This window comes from Ruminococcus sp. RTP21484sp1_RTP21277st1_D2_RTP21277_210401 (assembly GCF_040924225.1).
Taxonomy (GTDB): Bacteria; Bacillota; Clostridia; order Lachnospirales; family Lachnospiraceae; genus Blautia_A; species Blautia_A faecis.
On the sequence record NZ_JBCOMJ010000001.1, the window covers coordinates 20,659 to 38,917 of the forward strand.

Annotated in this window: 21 protein-coding genes; 4 read left to right on the top strand and 17 right to left on the bottom strand. The window is 40.4% G+C overall.

The features are described 5' to 3' along the window. Positions 1 to 26 precede the first annotated feature (26 nt). Both AB5706_RS00085 and AB5706_RS00090 read right to left on the bottom strand, forming a co-directional pair. Positions 27 to 1,643, bottom strand: coding sequence for an MBL fold metallo-hydrolase RNA specificity domain-containing protein (locus AB5706_RS00085; RefSeq protein WP_118577997.1), 1,617 nt, complete (start codon positions 1,641 to 1,643; stop codon positions 27 to 29). Between the two features lie 55 nt (positions 1,644 to 1,698). Beyond that, positions 1,699 to 2,241 (bottom strand): hypothetical protein, encoded by a 543-nt coding sequence (locus AB5706_RS00090; RefSeq protein WP_173770895.1) that lies wholly within the window; start codon positions 2,239 to 2,241, stop codon positions 1,699 to 1,701. A 120-nt stretch (positions 2,242 to 2,361) separates the two neighbouring features. Here AB5706_RS00090 and AB5706_RS00095 point away from each other — a divergent pair, with 120 nt between their 5' ends. Continuing rightward, positions 2,362 to 3,426 carry an undecaprenyldiphospho-muramoylpentapeptide beta-N-acetylglucosaminyltransferase gene (locus AB5706_RS00095; RefSeq protein WP_173719051.1) on the top strand — a complete coding sequence of 355 codons (1,065 nt, stop codon included), beginning with the start codon at positions 2,362 to 2,364 and terminating at the stop codon, positions 3,424 to 3,426. Positions 3,427 to 3,474: 48 nt separating this feature from the next. Here AB5706_RS00095 and AB5706_RS00100 read toward each other — a convergent pair whose 3' ends face one another. Both AB5706_RS00100 and AB5706_RS00105 read right to left on the bottom strand, forming a co-directional pair. Then, positions 3,475 to 4,002 (bottom strand): RNA polymerase sigma factor, encoded by a 528-nt coding sequence (locus AB5706_RS00100; RefSeq protein ID WP_118578000.1) that lies wholly within the window; start codon positions 4,000 to 4,002, stop codon positions 3,475 to 3,477. 17 nt (positions 4,003 to 4,019) lie between these two features. Further along, positions 4,020 to 4,427 carry an HIT family protein gene (locus AB5706_RS00105; RefSeq protein ID WP_118578001.1) on the bottom strand — a complete coding sequence of 136 codons (408 nt, stop codon included), beginning with the start codon at positions 4,425 to 4,427 and terminating at the stop codon, positions 4,020 to 4,022. 191 nt (positions 4,428 to 4,618) lie between these two features. Between AB5706_RS00105 and AB5706_RS00110 the strand changes: the two genes are divergently transcribed. Further along, on the top strand, positions 4,619 to 5,308 hold the full coding sequence (locus tag AB5706_RS00110) for a sensor histidine kinase (protein ID WP_368365643.1): 690 nt from the start codon (positions 4,619 to 4,621) through the stop codon (positions 5,306 to 5,308). Here AB5706_RS00110 and AB5706_RS00115 read toward each other — a convergent pair. The 12 genes from AB5706_RS00115 to AB5706_RS00170 form a co-directional block, all read right to left on the bottom strand. Next, the gene (locus tag AB5706_RS00115) at positions 5,239 to 5,877 is read right to left on the bottom strand and encodes a rhomboid family intramembrane serine protease (protein ID WP_270413477.1); all 639 of its coding nucleotides are present in this window, start codon (positions 5,875 to 5,877) and stop codon (positions 5,239 to 5,241) included. The genes AB5706_RS00110 and AB5706_RS00115 overlap by 70 nt on opposite strands. Before the next feature lie 129 nt (positions 5,878 to 6,006). After that, entirely contained in the window at positions 6,007 to 7,461 is a 1,455-nt protein-coding gene (locus tag AB5706_RS00120; RefSeq protein WP_173770897.1) for a DUF6382 domain-containing protein, read from the bottom strand. A gap of 3 nt (positions 7,462 to 7,464) precedes the next feature. Continuing rightward, positions 7,465 to 7,899, bottom strand: coding sequence for a TadE/TadG family type IV pilus assembly protein (locus tag AB5706_RS00125; protein ID WP_233455982.1), 435 nt, complete (start codon positions 7,897 to 7,899; stop codon positions 7,465 to 7,467). After that, complete coding sequence (locus AB5706_RS00130; protein WP_173770898.1) at positions 7,896 to 8,306, bottom strand: prepilin peptidase; 411 nt, start codon at positions 8,304 to 8,306, stop codon at positions 7,896 to 7,898. Before AB5706_RS00130 ends, AB5706_RS00125 begins: the two co-directional genes overlap by 4 nt. Positions 8,307 to 8,334: 28 nt before the next feature. Then, positions 8,335 to 9,132 carry a hypothetical protein gene (locus AB5706_RS00135; RefSeq protein WP_173770899.1) on the bottom strand — a complete coding sequence of 266 codons (798 nt, stop codon included), beginning with the start codon at positions 9,130 to 9,132 and terminating at the stop codon, positions 8,335 to 8,337. 80 nt (positions 9,133 to 9,212) lie between these two features. Next, entirely contained in the window at positions 9,213 to 10,712 is a 1,500-nt protein-coding gene (locus AB5706_RS00140) for a DUF5702 domain-containing protein (RefSeq protein ID WP_173770900.1), read from the bottom strand. A 44-nt stretch (positions 10,713 to 10,756) separates the two neighbouring features. After that, positions 10,757 to 10,936, bottom strand: a complete 180-nt coding sequence (locus tag AB5706_RS00145; RefSeq protein ID WP_118578007.1) for a Flp1 family type IVb pilin — start codon at positions 10,934 to 10,936, stop codon at positions 10,757 to 10,759. A 79-nt stretch (positions 10,937 to 11,015) separates the two neighbouring features. Continuing rightward, positions 11,016 to 12,032, bottom strand: coding sequence for a type II secretion system F family protein (locus AB5706_RS00150; protein WP_173770901.1), 1,017 nt, complete (start codon positions 12,030 to 12,032; stop codon positions 11,016 to 11,018). 3 nt (positions 12,033 to 12,035) lie between these two features. Next, positions 12,036 to 12,788 (bottom strand): type II secretion system F family protein, encoded by a 753-nt coding sequence (locus tag AB5706_RS00155; RefSeq protein ID WP_173719046.1) that lies wholly within the window; start codon positions 12,786 to 12,788, stop codon positions 12,036 to 12,038. Continuing rightward, entirely contained in the window at positions 12,785 to 13,978 is a 1,194-nt protein-coding gene (locus AB5706_RS00160) for a CpaF family protein (protein ID WP_118578010.1), read from the bottom strand. The genes AB5706_RS00155 and AB5706_RS00160 overlap by 4 nt, the downstream gene beginning before the upstream one ends. Then, on the bottom strand, positions 13,975 to 14,988 hold the full coding sequence (locus AB5706_RS00165; protein WP_118578011.1) for a P-loop NTPase family protein: 1,014 nt from the start codon (positions 14,986 to 14,988) through the stop codon (positions 13,975 to 13,977). The genes AB5706_RS00160 and AB5706_RS00165 overlap by 4 nt, the downstream gene beginning before the upstream one ends. After that, positions 14,985 to 15,494 carry a prepilin peptidase gene (locus tag AB5706_RS00170; protein WP_118578012.1) on the bottom strand — a complete coding sequence of 170 codons (510 nt, stop codon included), beginning with the start codon at positions 15,492 to 15,494 and terminating at the stop codon, positions 14,985 to 14,987. The genes AB5706_RS00165 and AB5706_RS00170 overlap by 4 nt, the downstream gene beginning before the upstream one ends. Positions 15,495 to 15,768: 274 nt before the next feature. Here AB5706_RS00170 and AB5706_RS00175 point away from each other — a divergent pair, with 274 nt between their 5' ends. After that, positions 15,769 to 16,389 carry an SGNH/GDSL hydrolase family protein gene (locus AB5706_RS00175; RefSeq protein WP_173770902.1) on the top strand — a complete coding sequence of 207 codons (621 nt, stop codon included), beginning with the start codon at positions 15,769 to 15,771 and terminating at the stop codon, positions 16,387 to 16,389. 289 nt (positions 16,390 to 16,678) lie between these two features. Continuing rightward, a complete protein-coding gene (locus tag AB5706_RS00180) occupies positions 16,679 to 17,434 on the top strand; it encodes a GNAT family N-acetyltransferase (protein ID WP_173770903.1) in 756 nt (251 codons plus the stop codon). Between the two features lie 210 nt (positions 17,435 to 17,644). Here the strand turns inward: AB5706_RS00180 and AB5706_RS00185 are convergent, their stop codons facing one another. Continuing rightward, complete coding sequence (locus AB5706_RS00185) at positions 17,645 to 18,205, bottom strand: folate family ECF transporter S component (protein ID WP_173770904.1); 561 nt, start codon at positions 18,203 to 18,205, stop codon at positions 17,645 to 17,647. Between the last annotated feature and the right edge of the window lie 54 nt (positions 18,206 to 18,259).

Genomic DNA, 18,259 nt, shown 5'->3' on the forward strand with positions numbered 1-18,259 from the left:
GGGGATTTCTTTTCAGACTGTAACACTTACCCATCAGTTCTGTCCCATTTATCACATAAAGATTGGACATCCCTTGAAAACTTCTCCAGATCTTTGTTTGCACAGCCCTCGTTTTTGCGTATGACGGAAAGCAGTCTGTATCCAAGCGCAAGCAACTTTTCGTATACCTTTGCAGCCTTAGATGCTTTTTGTAACGCAGCAGGCTTCTGTATCTTAACGCCCTCTGCCTCGTACAGAAATTCGCCTTCAGCCAGATCAAATTCTGTTCCACTGAATGGCGCATATGCATCATAGTTCATCTCATCACGCAGTCTTGCAGCAAACAGTTCTGTCACAGTATCCTCGCCATGAGTAACAAACACTTTCTGAGGCTTTACTTCAAATGCTTTTATCCAGTCAACCAGACCATTTACATCTGCATGGCCACTGATTCCCGGCATACGGCAGATTTTTGCTGCAACGTGCACCGGTTCACCAAAGAGTTTTATTTCCTGAGTTCCTTCCAAAAGGGCGCGTCCCGGAGTTCCAACAGCCTGATAGCCCACAAAAAGAATGGTGCTGTCCTCCCGCCACAGATTATGTTTCAGGTGATGTTTAATTCTTCCTGCATCACACATTCCACTGGCAGAAATAATCACCTTACAGTCATCATCGAAATTGATTGCTTTTGAGTCTTCACTTGTTACGGATATCTTCAAACCAGGAAAGCTAAGAGGATTGATTCCTTTTCGAATAAGTTCCAGAGCCTCGTCATCAAAACAATCATATTTATGAATACCGAAAATATTTGTTGCTTCATTTGCAAGAGGGCTATCTACAAACACTTTAAAATTATCATGCCCGTGAATAAGGCCTTCTGCTTTTATCTGTCTGATAAAATACAGCATCTCCTGCGTTCTTCCCACTGCAAAAGAGGGAATTACCACATTACCGCCCCGGTCAAAGGTCTCCTGAATGACATCTGCCAGAAGGCGCACATAATCTGGTCTCTCTCCGTGGCTCCGGTCTCCGTATGTAGATTCCATTACCACGTAGTCTGCTTTTCTAAAATAGGCAGGGTCTTTTATAAGCGGCTGATTTTTGTTTCCTATATCTCCCGAAAATACAATTGTTTTTTCAACTCCAGCTTCACAGATATTCACCTCAATACTGCTTGATCCAAGAAGGTGACCTGCATCAATAAACTTTACTCTCAGCCCCTCGCCAAGAATTATTCCAGTCTCATATGGACAGCCTACAAAATTACGAATAACCCCTAATGCATCCTCCATGGTATAAGCTGGAACAAATTCAGGCTTCCCCTGACGTTTTGCCTTGCGGTTACGCCATTCTGCCTCAAACATCTGGATATGGGCACTGTCACGGAGCATAATATCGCAAAGATTACAGGTTGCCTCTGTGGCATATACAGGTCCTTTAAAGCCTTTTGCGTAAATAGCAGGAAGATTTCCGGAATGATCCATGTGTGCATGTGTTAAAAGCACAAAATCTAATTCTCCCGGAGGCACAGGAATATCTTTATTTTCATAATAATCAGGTCCCTGTTCCATTCCACAGTCTACAAGAAACTTTTTTCCTGCTGCTTCCAGATAATAGCAGCTCCCGGTAACTTCATGTGTTGCTCCAATAAAAGTGATCTTCATACAGATTCCCCCTTTTACCCGAACTCTTACTTATATTACATATATTTTTCTGTTTTTATGGCATAACATCTTCACTATTTATAATATGCTGAACAGAGCTGACAAATTTCGCTGAATCAGCCTGGCTTGCCATACTTCCGGCAAGAATACCGATTGCAGCAAGAACTGCAATCCCTGCTGCCTTTCCATATTTGTACCAGGGTTTATTTTCTTCTTTTTCAAACTGACGTAGCTTATCAGAAAATCCTGCAATAAAATCAATTTCCTCAGCTGAACTTTCTGTTGATTGAGCATCTTTTAAATTTTCCTCTTTGGACGCCTCGTTCCGGAATCCTGGAAACTTCACTATTTCAGCAGTCTTTGTATCATTATTCATAGCTTTTGCAGAATTGGCCTCATTTATTTTATCTTCATCCAGTTTGCCTTCTGCTTTCATTTTCTTTAAAAACTGCTGATACGCCTCATCCAGTTCCTCATCCGAAATCTCAAAATCATTTGCAGCATTTCCAAGAAGACTTTCTTCTATCATTTTTGCTTCTTTGATCATTTCAGCTTCTAACCGACTGTCGGTTTTCTCTCCTATCTTTTTTTTGTTCATTTTTTTCTCCCAGATTTTTTTCTTTTCTTGACAATTCCCTTTTAGGGGTTCATATTTATTAAATAGGTCGCTATTCACAAAGTGAACTGTAACTATTAAACACTTATTCAGGAGGATCCTATGAAGCATATTATCCTTACCGGCGGTGGTACTGCCGGACATGTTACCCCGAATATTGCTCTGATTCCCGCTTTACAGGAAAAAAGTTATAAAATTTCTTACATCGGCTCCTACAATGGTATTGAAAAACAGCTTATTGAGGAGCTTGGTATTCCTTACTATGGAATTGCTTCCGGTAAATTAAGACGATATTTTGATTTGAAAAACTTTTCAGATCCATTTCGCGTTATAAAAGGCTATTTTCAGGCTAAAAGTCTTATGAAAAAATTAAAGCCTGATGTAGTATTTTCCAAAGGTGGCTTCGTAACAGTACCAGTGGTAATTGCCGCAGGCAAACGCCACATTCCGGCAATCATTCATGAATCTGATATGACTCCGGGACTTGCTAATAAGCTTTGCCTTTCTTCCGCCACAAAAGTCTGCTGTAACTTTCCAGAAACTGTAAATAATCTTCCAAAAGATAAGGCAGTTCTTACAGGTACTCCTATTCGTCAGGAGCTTCTCCATGGTAATAAAGAACACGCTCGCGCATATTGTGGTTTTACTTCAGATAAACCAGTTCTTTTGGTAATTGGCGGCAGTCTGGGTGCTGCTTCTGTAAACGAAAATGTACGAAAAATTCTTCCTGAACTGCTGAAAGAATTCCAGGTTATTCATATTTGCGGCAAGGGAAAAACGGATGAAAGTATCCAGCTGACAGGTTATGTCCAATATGAATATGTTCAGGAACAGCTTCCTGACATGTTTGCATTGGCAGATGTAGTAATCTCCCGTGCAGGAGCTAATGCTATCTGTGAACTTGCCGCACTTTCAAAGCCAAATCTCTTAATTCCATTGTCCGCAAAGGCAAGCCGCGGTGATCAGATTCTCAATGCCCGCTCCTTCGAGCGCCAGGGTTACAGTATGGTACTGGAGGAGGAAGAGATTACAGAAGCGTCTCTCTTAGAGGCAATCCGCAAACTCTATCAGGAACGTAATAAATATATTGCGGCTATGTCTGCAGGCAAAAACTTAAATTCTATTCAGCATATTGTGAATCTCATTGAAGAATGTATTCATTCCTGATTTTACACTGCATACCTCTGTTATTTAACAGAGGTATGCTTTTTAATTTTACTCTTTTTCCAGTCTTAAAATTTCTGCTAAAAGCCATTTTCTGGCTCTAAGTACTCTGTTATTTACATTATTTCTTGTATAGCCAAATTCGCGCGCTACTTCTTCAGTAGATACACCTTCCATTACAACTCGCATAAAAATCATATAGTTAATTAAATTTTTCCGTCGCAGGCCTTCAAATGCCATTGATAAATATTTCTGTTTTTCCAGCCCCAGTAATGCCGCTTCTGCGCTTTCTGTAGTACGATACTGCAATTCAGCCACATCATTGTCAAACATTACTTCCCGCTTTACATATGATTTTCTCAGGTAGTCCCTTCCTTTATTGGTTGTTTTCCATACCACCAATGCGTGAAGCTTTTCTTCGCTGGAAGCATCCAGTCTCTCTTTTATTTCGTAAAAGTATGAAAATACCTCCTGTGTAACATCCTCGGCTGTAAAACGGCTTTGTACAATTCCATTTGCGATTTTAACAGAGACTTTATAATACCGTCTGTAAAATGTGTTAAATTCTTCGCTATTCATCTTGTGTACCCCGTTTTCTAGCAGCTTTTCAATTTCTCCAGGATTTCATTTTTCACCTCGTCTGTTAAAGTTCCAGGTTTCCAGGTAATTCCCACCTGATCTCCTTCATATCTCGGAATCAGATGCATATGAAAATGAAAAACAGTCTGTCCTGCCGGTTCGCCATTATTTTGTACAATGTTAAAACCATCGCACTTTAACGCCTCGGTCATTTTTGTGGCCATTTTCTTTGCCAGAATCATTGCTTTCGCAGCCATATCATCTGATATCTCATAGATATTAGCCGCATGCGCTTTCGGCAAGATCAAGGCATGTCCTTTACTTGCAGGACCCAGATCCAGAATTACTCTGAAGTCTTCATCTTCATACAATGTTGCTGATGGAATCTCTCCGTTTGCAATTTTGCAAAAAATACAATCACTCATAGTCTTATCCTCCCAAATAGAATATATAAATTATACGTCTGATAATAGCGAAAATCACATTTTTTTCCAAAATTTTTTAAAAAATTTTTGGAACAGTATTTTTTATTTCTGTCGAATAATCTCGATTTTTTAAGTACGATTTTATTTGTCATTTGTCCACTTCAATGATACACTTCACTTGAGGTGAGCTTATGAAAAATAATTTAATCTTAAACAAAAAACAGGATGAATTTCATCTGATACTATCACAATTTTCCCATGAGATACGCAATCCCATAGCACTTATTAACAGTGAGATTCAGATGATTGAAGACACACATCCTGAAGTTGTCTCATTTGATTACTGGAATGATATTACAGCTAATCTGGAGTATACCAAAGAATTGTTAAATAATCTTTCGGATTACAATAATGCCCATAAACTTGAACGGAAAAGAACTGCTTTTACTGCCTATCTTAAGGAAATTATTTCCAGTATCCAGCCCACTTACCAGTACCTGGGCATTACCTTAAAAACTGATATTTCGCCCTCACTGCCTGCCCTCTTTATTGATCCCGTTAAATTAAAGCAGGCTTTACTGAATCTGCTCAGAAATGCAGCAGAAGCAATTTCCTGTGCTGATGGAAAAGTAAAATTATGTGCTTTTTCCAGTGACCAAAGGGTACATATTGTCATAACTGACAATGGATGCGGCATACCGGAATCACAGCTGAATGAAATTTTTACTCCATTTGTAACATTCAAAGAGGGTGGAACCGGACTGGGGCTGGCAATCACCAGAGAGATCATCCAGGCTCACAGCGGAAACATTTATGCAGAAATTGAATCCGATGGGGAAACATCCTTCCACATTGTTCTGCCAGAAAAATTTCCCGGATGATAAAGAACTGCCGCCAGGATAAATCCACAAACCATGCCGCCAACATGGGCTGCATTATCTACACCAGTACTTGTAAAACCGAAATACAATGAGAATCCGGCCATGATCATCATCTGTCGTACGGAAATATCCTGAATTCTTCCATGATTTCGAATAACTACATAAAGCATTGCTCCCATTACTGCAAAAACGGCACCAGAGGCACCAGCTGACACTGCATAATCCGCTGATTTCATTTCCGTAATAAAAGAAAAAATATTTCCACCAAGACCGCCAAGAAGGTAAATTAAAATAAATTTAATCTTCCCTACAACCGGTTCCAGGCGCTGTCCCAGTACAAAAAGGACAAGCATATTATTGGCAATATGATAAATTCCAAAATGCAGAAACATACAGGTAAATAACCTGTATATCTCTCCATTTCCAAGAATCAGCGGTGGATAGGCGGCTCCACATTCAATCATGTGAGCAGTATTTTCTGATCCGCCGGTAAAATCAACAATAAGAAATATCAGTATATTCAGAAGTATAAAAAGAACCGTTATTGGTTCTTTTTTTATTTCTTCCACGCCATCACCTCGATATTTTCAGTCTACTTTCGAGACTGTTTTTGTTACTTTCTGATAATAGAATAAGTATAGCACAATTTCTCTGATACCTCAACAGATCAGACCCGGTAAATTTATAAATCTGTTATTTTATTTCAGAAACACATACCTGGCCTGCGCAAAGTCTATCTGATCCTGATCCTGAAGGCAATATTCCTCATCCCCTCTTAAAATTTTACCATTTACAGATGTTCCATTGCGTGAATTCAAATCCGTAAGATAATATTCTCCCTCCCGTTTCCGTATCTTCGCATGTATCCGGCTTACTGTAGGAAGATCGATCACCGCATCCGCTGCATTCTCCATTTTCCCAATTACCGTAAGTTCATTCTGAAGATAGATCGTAGCAAGTTCACCAGGTTCACGGCTTACAAGAGTTGCCGGTCCAGTAACAATATTCGCAGATAACACCACTGTTTCGCCGCAATTTTTTTGTGATATTGATATTTTTTCTTTTTGGTGCAATACTTCTGCTGTATTTTGCATTGAAGTCGTATTTCTTTCAATGCTATCTTTAAAGTTCACCTTATCTTTTCCTGAGTCTTCACTCACTTTTTTATTTTCTCTTTTATTCTGTATTTCCAGATGTCCCTTTTTCTCATGTCTGATGCAATTCTTATTCTTTATAACGGACACACCCCAGGTACACAACATTCCAATTACCATAATCCCAGCTGCCACTCCCAGAATAACCTGCATAGATACCCTCGGCAGATACCCCAGTGTTTCTGCGGCCACAACCACCAGTGCAAAAAATCCAGCTGCTACACACCAAATCAAAAATCCTTTAGACGTACCCCCAACATCTTTTTTCTTTTTTTCAGATAATTCTTCCTCCCAAAGCAACTCTTCCAGATGTTCTTCCTGAGGCTTTTCCTCTTTTGACTCCCCATAATTTTCAAACAGATCAATTTTCTCACTGCCATCTGAATTACACCTTTTCTCTGTCATAGTGCCTGATTCCTGCAAAATTGAGGAACCAACTGTTTTTTCTATTTCCTCTCTATCCTGATAAAGTTCCTTTTTTATATATTCCAAATGAAAACTGTCTTCCAAAGCTCTTCTGTATATTCCATACCCAAGCATTACAGCCTTTGAGTCTTCATGATCCAGAATCGGAAGAATATACTCTGTCAGTTCCTGAAATTTCTGTCTCACATCTTCATCATATCCAGGAAGATAACAAAAATAGATCTGTCTCTTTTCCACATCTACATACATATACTCTGGCTTCAATACTAACCTGCATGGATTCAGCAAATATTCTGACATATCTTCCATCACCTGCACAAATCCACCCAGGATCATCTGAAGATCTTCGTAACCCATTTTCTTTTCTTCATAAAGAGAAAGCAAAGACTGTTTGGAGGTAATGTCATAACACACCATAAACTGTCCATCAACTCCCTGCACTCTGCATTTAAGAATAGATGGAATCGAATTGCCAACCAGCATTCTCATCTGATAAGAAGAAGTATCTGGTTCTTCATTTTCATACAGCACAAGATAATTTCCATTTATATCTCTTTTATATTCTGATTTCATTTTTTACCCCTTCAGCTTATTTGACACCTCAGAAAGTCCCTTTACTTTTCGGATCCAGGTTACCGGTTTTATTACTTTTACACTTCCCTTTACCTGCAAATGACTGTTAAATCCTCCATATATGGAAAACATATCAAGATCATACGTTACCTGCACTTTTTTTCCTTCGCTGACCTGAAGTTTCAGGTTTTTGCTTTCATAAAATCCAGTGTTTCCAAGTTCTTTTCCTTTTTTTAATGCTTTATCACGGCTTTTCCCTTCTGGCCGTGCCGTTTCCAGACTGCCGTCAAGAGCTGCTTCGTAAGCCGCGGCTGTGAGCCAGACCTTATTATGTACGTAAAAAAACAAATACAAAGTTATCATCACAACCAGCAAAAGCAACGACATTAAAAGTGCTGCTTCTATTGTCATGCTTCCCTTTTTCATTCTCTTTTTCAATAAATCAAACCTCCAATATATCCCAACATAAGGAATGGAACGAAAGGCATCTCCGTCTTTTTCCCTTTGCCTGACAGAAATAACACCACAATCCCCCAAAAACAGCAGAAAAAAAGTCCCAATAAAAATGCTGACAATAGTTTCTCAAAAGGCAGTACTGTCCCAAGCGACAGAAATAAAAGACCATCTCCCATCCCAACAGCGCCTTTCGAGATGATACTGAGCCCGATCACAGCGGCCCCCATACAGACATTCCATACCAAATCCACACTCACAGTTCCAAGAAAGCAGGCTCTTATCATTCCCACAATTCCAAATACACCAATTGACAAAAGTGAAACTTCTCTTGTACGTATATCTTTCCAACTGTTAATTCCAAGAAATGCAAGAATGCAAATTCGTTCCATTATTTTATTCCCCTTTCATTTCTTCTTATTAACCACATCGTTTACATGCATGCAGATTACCAGCTTCCGACTCTTTTACCAGACGTACGGACCTTTTCAAGCCGCTGCAATTTTTGTCATTATGATATCGGTTTCCAGATTTTGTGATATAAACTGTACTTCCTGGAGCTTGCCCTCTACTGCAGCTTTCACATGCATGATATTTCTCTCCATTTTCATTTCGTCTGGAAGAAACATTTCCACCCGACACTTTAGTAACCGACAGATTGAGGTGACTGCAATTCAGCTTTTTGTGATACACCGAACCTGAAACCGTTACATACACCATATTTTCCGGTTTTTCATTCTCTTCACTATTCCCATTTCCTCTGTCCACGCCAGTCCAGGCATGAACCCTCACCTTGTTATACTGCCATTTAGCCGGAAGCGGTATCAATCCGCCAATTGGCTTGTATTTGTAAACATCAGGAAGCGTAATTTCTTCTACTCCGTCGCCTCCCACCACATACGCATACATTCCGGCTTCCTTTGCACTCTGGCACAATTTGCTCAAGTGTTCCGTCTGAATTCTGTATACATCCATAAAATGTATCATTGTCACCATTCCAAAGAAAAAGAGTGGAAGGGCAAAGGCCGCTTCTATCGTGAGACTGGCTTTTTTTACCTGCTCTTTTATTTCTTTCCCAAAGGCGCACAAAGACACTTTTCCGAAAAGACTTCTGGCAGAAAACGGGGACTTTCTGACAGACCGGATTCCCAGAGAACTCTTCCTTCTTGTTCTGCTCCTTAGAGCCTGTATATCTTTTCTCTTTTTTCTTTTAATCAATTTTCCATCTCCTTTCCGGGAAAGCATCCTTCTGCGCCTTTCTTATATAGTAATATGGCAAAAGACGATCTATTTTCCAGCTAAATATAGTGATATTCCCGCGTTACGGTAAACACTTTTCTTTTATTTGCCTTTACATCCACAGAAGCCTCCAGTGCAGTAATGCAATGATCCAGACAAAATTCATTCCAGTCTTCCATCTCCCGAAACGAACTTTCAATCATATCCATACCCCCTTTAACTTTTTGCGCCTTTGAAGTTGTCAATAAAAATATCTGCAAATAATCCTCATAGGATAACCCGTTTACATCGTTTTGCCTGTCCGTATCCAGCTTATCTACCAATGCCGGTAGCCCCTGCAGCGACAGCTGCCAGTTAGAGGCATTCTTAGTTAAAGGCACTTTTCCGCCGGCAAATAGCTCTCTTACATCCAGAATACTTTCAGCAAAAGCCCAGCATAGGATCAGCGCACCTTCAATCACCACAACTGCCGGTGGAATAAGAAATGCGGCTGCAATTGCCGCTGCCATGGCATGAATCTGCCCCATCATAAGCGCATCTGAAACCAGATATGCAACATTAAGTCCTTCCCGAACCATCAAAAGTTTTTTCGCTACATCTTTCAAATTTGCCTCATCACTGTTTTTCTTTCCAATAATGTACTCAATCTGATAGCTTAAGCCGCTCTTTCCTGGTTCTATATAGTTTCCCAGTTTTTCCATAAGATATTGCTGATACAAAACCTGAGAAAGCATACTTCCATCTGCTTTTACGGAATCCTCCATTGCCAATCCTGTTTCAAGTTTTCTTCCTGAAACCAATTCTTTAGTTTTTACCTTTTTGTCAGAAACTTCTTTTCCAAAAGGGAGAACCAGATCCAGAAGTCCCATTTTTCGTACTTTTCGAATTACTGGAATAGGATTTTCAACTTTTGCAGGAGGATTCTTTTCTGTCACAGACGGAAGCATTTTCCCATCTGTAAACCCATCCTGCCCATTCTGCTGTTCCTGTTTCTTTTTTTCTTCCAGCAAAGCCTGACTTTTTTGTTGTGCAGTATCCATTTCACTTTCATAATTTTCAATGGTTCCTTTACTTTCTATCTCATTGCCTTGTCGCTCCGCTTCAATTGTCTTTTTCTGCATATCTTGAATTTTGTTTAAAAGGAGCTTTGCCCCATGGCTTCCAAGAGTTTCTTTCATGTATTGGACTGCCTGCTGATAAAAGACTTCACCTTCTGAATCTGTCATCAGAAGATAACCGGAAATGCCACCCTGCTGTACTGACAATTTCTGACTATTTTGCTTCATCACAGGCTTCATATAAGATTCCAGATTATCATATATAGAGGCCAGATTCATTTCCTTTCCCCCACAGGCTCCGTCAACAGCGAACAAGTCAAAATCCTTTAAAAGGGACTTGTCATATTGTCCAAATAAAGAATACAGTCCAATATCTATCCCATTCAAAATCTGAGTTCTGGCCGCAGCCATTCTTGCTGACTCGAGTCCTGAGCTCAGCAGGGACAGAATAAGTCCAAGGGTTAAGGCCAGAAAAACAGTAATACTTCCTCTTTTTACCATGGCGCACCTCTCCTTTTCAAATCATTTTGTTAGTTGGAAATCATTTAAATAGAATTACTTTGCTTTGTGATCTTTGACAGAATATTCTTCACAAGACTGGTCAACTGGTCTTTAAAAATCATGACCAGTGCAATAAGAACTACAAGGATCAGAATAATTTCCACAACGCCTACAGCATCTTCTTCCCACAAAAATTCTCTCATCAGTCTGCGCAGTTCGCTCATATTTCTCACCTCCCTCAGCCTGAAAAATTTCCTTTGGCACTTTTCTTTTTAAATATGAAAATCGGCCTCCGGATTGGATTTATCCATAAAAGGACAGACAGGCCGGCAGCATAACAATAGCCATTACAACGCCCAGCATCAGTATCATTGGAAATAACAATTTGGTAGTTGCCGCTTCTCCTTGAACTTTTGCTTTTCTTTTCCTGTCATCCCAGGCTTCCACAGATTCTTTTTCCAGCATTTCTCCCATATGACGGCTGCCCTTCTGAAGATTCTGGATCAATAATGTTGCAAATGTTTTATATTTTACATGTCCGCACCTTTCACCAAAGCGGCGATAGGCTTCCATTTCTGAAATTCCACTCTCCATTTCATGGCAGGCAGTAACAATCTCTTCATATGCAATACGTTTTTCATTTTTGTTTTTATAATCCGAAGCCATCTTCCTAAACGTATTTCGAACAGTCATTCCAGCCTGCACCAACAAGGTGAACTTCATGATCAGTCCCGGATAGTCCATCATCAGTTCTTCATATCTTTTCGTTCTGGCTTTCTGCTCTTCTCGCGCAATTATAACAATCATGACAAATGCTGCTGCAAGGAAAATTGCTGTCAACATGTTTCCGGTAGTATCATAAGGTATTTTCCACTCCAGTTTTCTTCCTTCCCAGTCAGATGGAAGATAATAATACTCAGAGTCTTCCAGTTCGCTGTTATAATTTGCTACAAATTCCAAAAGCTTCTGTTCTTCGTCTTCCTCTTTCGTCAACACTTCCGGCTGCCCGGTATCTTCCTTTTCCAGTTCTTTTTCCGGGATCTGTACATAGACACTGCCTGTTTCTTCTCCTTCCACGGATACCATAAATTTTTCTTCATAAGCATTTTCCTCCTTTTTCAACTCATAACCGTCTTCAAATACCTGTCCGCCACCTTTTGTCCAAGTCAGCAGTCCTCCTGTTATATTTCCTGCCAGAGCAACCACAAGAAACATCTTTCTGCCTTTTACCGTACCAATGTTTTCTACATGGATCCAACCTAAAGTACTGCATACGGTCAAAAGCAATAATATAACAAAAATGACAATATGGAGCCACATCCACTACACCTCGATTTCCACAATTCTTTTCCCCATCCAGTAAGCAGCTCCATATACTGTAAGACAGACTGTCATTGCACAGATTCCAAATGGATTTCCGTAGAGAATATCCAGAAATCCCGGTGATGCCAGCTGCAGATAAAGAATAATTCCTGCCGGCATAAGACTCATGATCATCTGTTCCGACTTCTTCGCAGCCAGAGTCGCTTCAATTTCTTTTTTTACATCAATCTTATCGCCCAGCATTCGAGCCACTTTCTGAATTACATTTCCAAGATCACCACCGCTTCTTTTTGCTGTATACAAAACTGAAGCAAAGTTTTCAATATCCTCAACCTTACAGCGCTGCCCAAGATCCAGAAATAATTCTTCTACCGGCACACTCACTCTCTGTTGTGTCTCTATATAACGAAATTCAGCTACAATATCTTCATTCTTCGGATATAGCTGCTCTAGATCACGCACACAGGCAGAAACTGCATTTTCCACAGAATATCCAGCCTGTACCGCCACACTCATAGAATTCAATGCATCCCGAAACTGATAATTAAGGCGCCGTTTTCTTTCTCTGATCATCTGTTTCTTCTTCCACTTCAGAAAGAACACAGAAACCGGAACCACAAGTAACATTACCCAAGGTGTTTGATAGAACAAATAATCTACAGCACCACACAATGCTGCACTTTCTCCTATATATTTTAAAATTTCTTTCTGAGAATATCTGTATTTTCCATAATCAACTTTCTGCCTGATCATAATTTCACCCCCGCCCGTTCCAGTTTTTCTCTGTGCAGGAGAGGCTCCACAGGCACCAGACCACACCCATCCTGCCATTGATACAATGGTTGTATCCTGATTTCACCATCCGCATACGCACATACTTCTGAAACTTCCAGAAGTTTTCTTGATTTATCGCGCATACGTCCCAGATGCACAAGAATATCTACGCCAGAGGCGATCTGCCTTCTTACCGCCTGAAGCGGCAGATCCAGTTCCGCCATCAATGTCATTATTTCCAGTCTGGCCAGCATATCACGGCAACTGTTTGCATGAGCTGTTCCAAGACTGCCTTCATGCCCGGTGTTCAGTGCCTGAAGCATATCCATAGCTTCCCCACCCCGTACTTCTCCTACGATTATTCGATCCGGTCTCATACGAAGTGCAGACTTAATAAGATCTCTTATACTTACTCCCGGTGCTCCGTTTATGGTCGCTGTCCGGGCTTCAAGGCGCACCAGATTTGCAATCCCTTGAAGCTTCAGTTCTGCATTGTCCTCAATAGTGATAATCCGTTCATCTTTTGGTATGTACTCTGACAAAGCCCCCAGGAATGTGGTCTTCCCACTTCCCGTTCCTCCGCCAATTACAATTGAATACCGGGCCCTTACCAGTTTTTCCAAAAAGGACGCGCACTCTGGAGTTATACTTCCCAGTTCAATCAGCTTTTCCATTGTAATTGGAGTATCCGGAAAACGTCTTATTGTCAGAATTGGACCATTTAATGCTACCGGAGCCACAACCACATTGACTCTGGCGCCATTTTCCAGTCTGGCATCTACTATAGGAGATGATTCATTCACAATGCGATTGCATTTTCCCACTATCTGTTGTATCACATCCTCCAGCTTTTCCTGATCTGTAAAAGACTTCGGCCACCTTGTCAGTTTTCCTTTTCGTTCTACAAAAATAGAATCCGGACCATTCACCATAATCTCAGTTACAGTTTCATCTTCGATCAATTCCTGTAATACATCAAGCTTCCTGACGGAATAAAACAGTTCCTGGCGAAGCTGCACTTTTTCTTTCAGGCTCACTCCTGATTCCCGCAGAGTGTTTACGATCAGCTCATCAATCGTTTCCAGAATTTCCTGGTCTGTAAGTTCCCGGTAAACATCCAGCTTCTCCATGAGCATTTGTCTTAGTTTGCGAAAGATTTCCTGACTCATTCCTTTTCCTTTCTCAGAATTTCCCTGACATAATCTCCAAGTTCACTCCACAGCAGCCCTTCAATATAATTCTCCGGTGCCACGTTTCCTCCATGAAAAGGCGGGCGTACCTTTACAGTTCTGGTAAGAATCTGCGGATAATCCCAGATTCTTATCAGGTTTTCGAATTGGGCAATCTTGGATATGGATACCGGATCAGACAGCACTGGCATATAAATTCTCCGGCACATATCCAGAACTTGAAAAGTCCCATCTACAGCCCCTCCAATATCCAGAATCACAAATTCGTAATTACTGTGAAGTACAATCTCCTGTATCAGTTTTTCCCAGTCTTCCCATGCAGTTCCTCGTATGTCCTCTGGCGTACGTACAGGCGGAATGAAATCCAGATTGTTTATTGTCTGTACCATACTGTTCATCTTATAAATCAGATTTCCATTTTCCTGCCGTACAAAATAAAGAAGATCACTTAAATTCTGTGCGAACCCTTTTCCCAACATTTCTTCAAAGCCGGAGTATTCCTCCAGATTCAGATAAAGAACAGCTCTTTCTTTTGCCAGAATCTGTCCTAATGTAAGTGCAAACGATGTTTTCAGGCAGCGCCCCAAAGGAGAATATACTGCATAAATTTCCGTGGTCTTTTTCAGTACAGGAAAAACAGCCGGAGCTACTGCTTTCTCGGCTCCGTAACACGCCATCACTTCTCGCACAACATCTGAAGAGGCCTGATATTTATACACACTTGGATAACGGTCCAGATCCGGTGGGTGCACGCCTTCCGAAAGTATAACAATTTTACCAATTTCCAATTCCTGCACCTGACGGCACATAGCCTTCTGGGAAATCAGCAGCAACTCTATGTGATTCATTTTCCCATAGGCGATCAGACTCTCTACGTTGGTAAATGCCTGAATCTCAAATGGGATATTTTTCTTATGATTAAGATAATCCATAAAATTCAAGGCATAATCCACCTCAAGATCACAGACAGCAAAAATATTCTTCTTCAATAGACACCTCCCGCATAAAGCAATGCACTTAAAAATATAGGAACTGTGAAATGAAAGTTTTCCAACGGCATACCGCTTTTGTAATAGGGTTCTCTTTTTCCTGTTTTGAAATAAACACTGATGTAATGTAATAAGTAAAGAATTCGCTGGCAGACAATGCCGCTTGAAATCATAAGAGCAGCTGATATGACAGCTCCAATCAGAAAGGAATAGGAAATGCAATTGAGAATTTTCGTCGGTCCGATCATGCTTCCAATAACACTCAAGAGCTTGATGTCTCCGGCTCCCAGCATTCTGAATATGAATAAAATCCCCAGAATCAGTATCGGTACCAGCAGACCGCATATCCAAGATCCGAGACTGCTAACATCCATTTTCCATATTCGCGTAAACAAACTGACCAGTACACAAAAAAGCAGCCAGCCATTGTCTACCTTCGCTCTCTGAATATCCATCAGAGCGGCGCAGCCTGCCGCTATAGCAGGAAATATTCTGTAAAAAAGCATAGACGTACCATCCCTTCTTTTACATAGATTTACTAATAACAGGAGGCTATCTTGAAGTATTTTAGAGCCTGTTTGAGAAAGGCTTTCTGTATTTTATCTTTCGTAGAATAGGGAATAGTCGATCTGAAAAGATGACCTTCGATACCAGATGACTTCTGGTGAGTCTTATTATAGGTTCTCTATCTCCATTTGTCCAGTCTTTTTTTTACAAATTTTTCTAAAAAAACTATAAACCTTTTTGTTCTTGCAGTATAATATTAACGGAGGTAAAATTATGACAATATTAACATGTCTTGGTGACAGCATCACCGATTGTGAACACTGCTTTTCCAGAGATTTCCTTGGCAATGGCTATGTAAAAATGCTGTCAGACTGTCTTAAAAGGGACGGCTCAGACTATCAGGTACGCAATTATGGCACTGACGGCTTTACTATAAACAGACTTCTGCAGAGAATTCAGGGTGATTCTGATTTTACAAGTGATATTATAACAATTTTAATCGGAATTAATGATATTGGATTAATAATGAATACGGACAGAACACCGTTTCAGCAGAGGAATATGCTTTTTTCTTTTTACAAATGCTATGCAGATCTTATAACAATATTAGCAAAATCAAACTCGCGCATTATTTTAATGGAGCCTTTTCTTTTTCCCTGGCCTGCCTGTTATAGAACCTGGCTTCCTTTTCGCCAGAAAATATCACAAATGATCCACCAGCTATCAGAACAGTTTCAAATTCCTTATCTTACATTGCATGAGGAATTGAATGAAAAGGCGCGTCGTTATGGATATTCAGAAATTACTACAGATGGGATTCACCTTACTGAGCAGGGACAAAAATTTCTGGCAGACAGATTGTATAAATTAATTTGCGGCTATTCACCGTACTAGTACATCGTTTTCGAAATAACTATACCACTCACTTGTCTGTGAATCCGATTGCACAGGTATAAAAGCCTCGGCGTAGCCCGCTACGCCTGCGTTTTTATACCTGCACACTCGAATTCACATCCTACGCGATTGGTATAGTTATTTACGAAACGATGTACTAGAGCGTGTTTGAAAAAGGCTTTCTGCAAGATGTGTAAAAAGCAATCTGTCTTATAACAGACTATTTTCAGTTGCATTGCTGGATACAATTATGTATAATGACCCTAAACTTATAAAAGAAGGTTTTTTTATGGATAAAATCATTAAAGAAATTGAAGATATGTCACTAAATGCATGGCCCTCCCATAAAATGGAGCTTTATGATGGATGGATTCTCCGTTTTTCCTATTTTTATACACATAGAACAAACAGTGTGGAGCAGTTCGGAACTTCTACCCTTTCCTGGAGGGAAAAGGTTTCTTTCTGCGAAGCAGAGTATGCCCGACTGGGCAGCCCTGCAATTTTTAAGATCAGTCCTCTGGTTTCTCCGAATTTTGATTATCTTCTGGAAAACCGCAACTACGAAATCCAGCATACAACAAATGTTATGGCAGCCTCACTGGATGGAGCAGATCTTTCTGCGCCTTGCGATCAGGTAACTCTTACTGACGATATTCCAGATATTTGGATTGAAAGTCTTTTTGATCTGAAAGGCACCATTAATCCTGTTCACCGTGCTGTAGTTCCATCCATGTATCATGCCATCGTAAAAGACACCGTATGCGCCTCCATCTGGAGTAACGGAAAAATTATTGCAACCGGGCTTGGCATTCTGGATCGAAATTATATTGGATTGTACGCTATCCATGTTCGCGAAGATTTCAGACACAAGGGTTATGCTCGTCAGATTTGTACTGCACTTCTAAAAGAAGGAAAAAAGAAAGGCGCAACTAAGGCCTATCTTCAGGTAGTAGAGGGAAACACTCCAGCACGTAATCTTTATGAATCACTTGGACTTCATTATCTCTACACCTATTGGTTCCGGGTTCAGACACATACAAACTGAAAACTTTTCAGAGCATGTTTAAAAAAGGCTGCGATCAGTGTTTATCCTGATCACAGCCTTTTATTTGGGAATCGTATTTTTTGACTTATTCAACAAGTTGATTTCTCAAACAATCAACTTTCCAGTAAGTGCATTGCTTCATAATCCATCTTATGCCATATTATTTAATTTGGGGTTTTGTATATAATTCAGATCCTGGACTGCTGCCATTTATACGGTCTTCTTCTCCAGCTTAGCAGGTCTTATGTTTCCTACAACCATGCCTGTAAGCGGGCTGTAATAAAGAAGACTGGTAAGTACGGAGTAGATTGGAGTCATGATTGCAAACTGTACAAGACGTCCTGGCATAATTGCATAGAAGTTTGCTCCGATCATTACCAGTCCTGCAGTGGTCAGTCCAAGTGTTCCCACTACGCCAGAGACTGCAATTGCGACACACATAACAACAGTCTTTACTTTTCTGTTCTTTTCAGCCATTAGTTTTCCAGCCAGTCCGGGGATCACACCCCAGGCAACTGCTGATAAAGTAATCAGTGGATTAACTCCATAGCCTTTCATAAAACATCCAATAATATCGGCAACAGCACCTTCTACACCACCAGCTACAGGTCCCATCCAAAGACCTGCCAATACAGTGGCGACAGTCCCCAATGTAATTCGATATACACCAAGATCAATTACCAGAACGCGTGACAGCACAAGCTGGATTGCTACCAGCAGTGCAAGGAATACAAGAGTCTTAACACTCCATGTCTGTTTGTTTTTACGCATAAAAAAAACACCTCCATAATGATTAAAATAACAGAGTAGTTACCATAAATAATA

Coding starts and splice junctions, on each gene's coding strand:
- AB5706_RS00175 (WP_173770902.1), top strand. CDS start 15,769: ATGACAATATTAACATGTCTTGGTGACAGCATCACCGATTGTGAACAC.
- AB5706_RS00090 (WP_173770895.1), bottom strand. CDS start 2,241: ATGAACAAAAAAAAGATAGGAGAGAAAACCGACAGTCGGTTAGAAGCT.
- AB5706_RS00120 (WP_173770897.1), bottom strand. CDS start 7,461: ATGAAATCAGAATATAAAAGAGATATAAATGGAAATTATCTTGTGCTG.
- AB5706_RS00140 (WP_173770900.1), bottom strand. CDS start 10,712: ATGGTAAAAAGAGGAAGTATTACTGTTTTTCTGGCCTTAACCCTTGGA.
- AB5706_RS00100 (WP_118578000.1), bottom strand. CDS start 4,002: ATGAATAGCGAAGAATTTAACACATTTTACAGACGGTATTATAAAGTC.
- AB5706_RS00170 (WP_118578012.1), bottom strand. CDS start 15,494: ATGCTTTTTTACAGAATATTTCCTGCTATAGCGGCAGGCTGCGCCGCT.
- AB5706_RS00155 (WP_173719046.1), bottom strand. CDS start 12,788: ATGATCAGGCAGAAAGTTGATTATGGAAAATACAGATATTCTCAGAAA.
- AB5706_RS00145 (WP_118578007.1), bottom strand. CDS start 10,936: ATGAGCGAACTGCGCAGACTGATGAGAGAATTTTTGTGGGAAGAAGAT.
- AB5706_RS00095 (WP_173719051.1), top strand. CDS start 2,362: ATGAAGCATATTATCCTTACCGGCGGTGGTACTGCCGGACATGTTACC.
- AB5706_RS00085 (WP_118577997.1), bottom strand. CDS start 1,643: ATGAAGATCACTTTTATTGGAGCAACACATGAAGTTACCGGGAGCTGC.
- AB5706_RS00180 (WP_173770903.1), top strand. CDS start 16,679: ATGGATAAAATCATTAAAGAAATTGAAGATATGTCACTAAATGCATGG.
- AB5706_RS00160 (WP_118578010.1), bottom strand. CDS start 13,978: ATGAGTCAGGAAATCTTTCGCAAACTAAGACAAATGCTCATGGAGAAG.
- AB5706_RS00185 (WP_173770904.1), bottom strand. CDS start 18,205: ATGCGTAAAAACAAACAGACATGGAGTGTTAAGACTCTTGTATTCCTT.
- AB5706_RS00130 (WP_173770898.1), bottom strand. CDS start 8,306: ATGGAACGAATTTGCATTCTTGCATTTCTTGGAATTAACAGTTGGAAA.
- AB5706_RS00150 (WP_173770901.1), bottom strand. CDS start 12,032: ATGTGGCTCCATATTGTCATTTTTGTTATATTATTGCTTTTGACCGTA.
- AB5706_RS00110 (WP_368365643.1), top strand. CDS start 4,619: ATGAAAAATAATTTAATCTTAAACAAAAAACAGGATGAATTTCATCTG.
- AB5706_RS00105 (WP_118578001.1), bottom strand. CDS start 4,427: ATGAGTGATTGTATTTTTTGCAAAATTGCAAACGGAGAGATTCCATCA.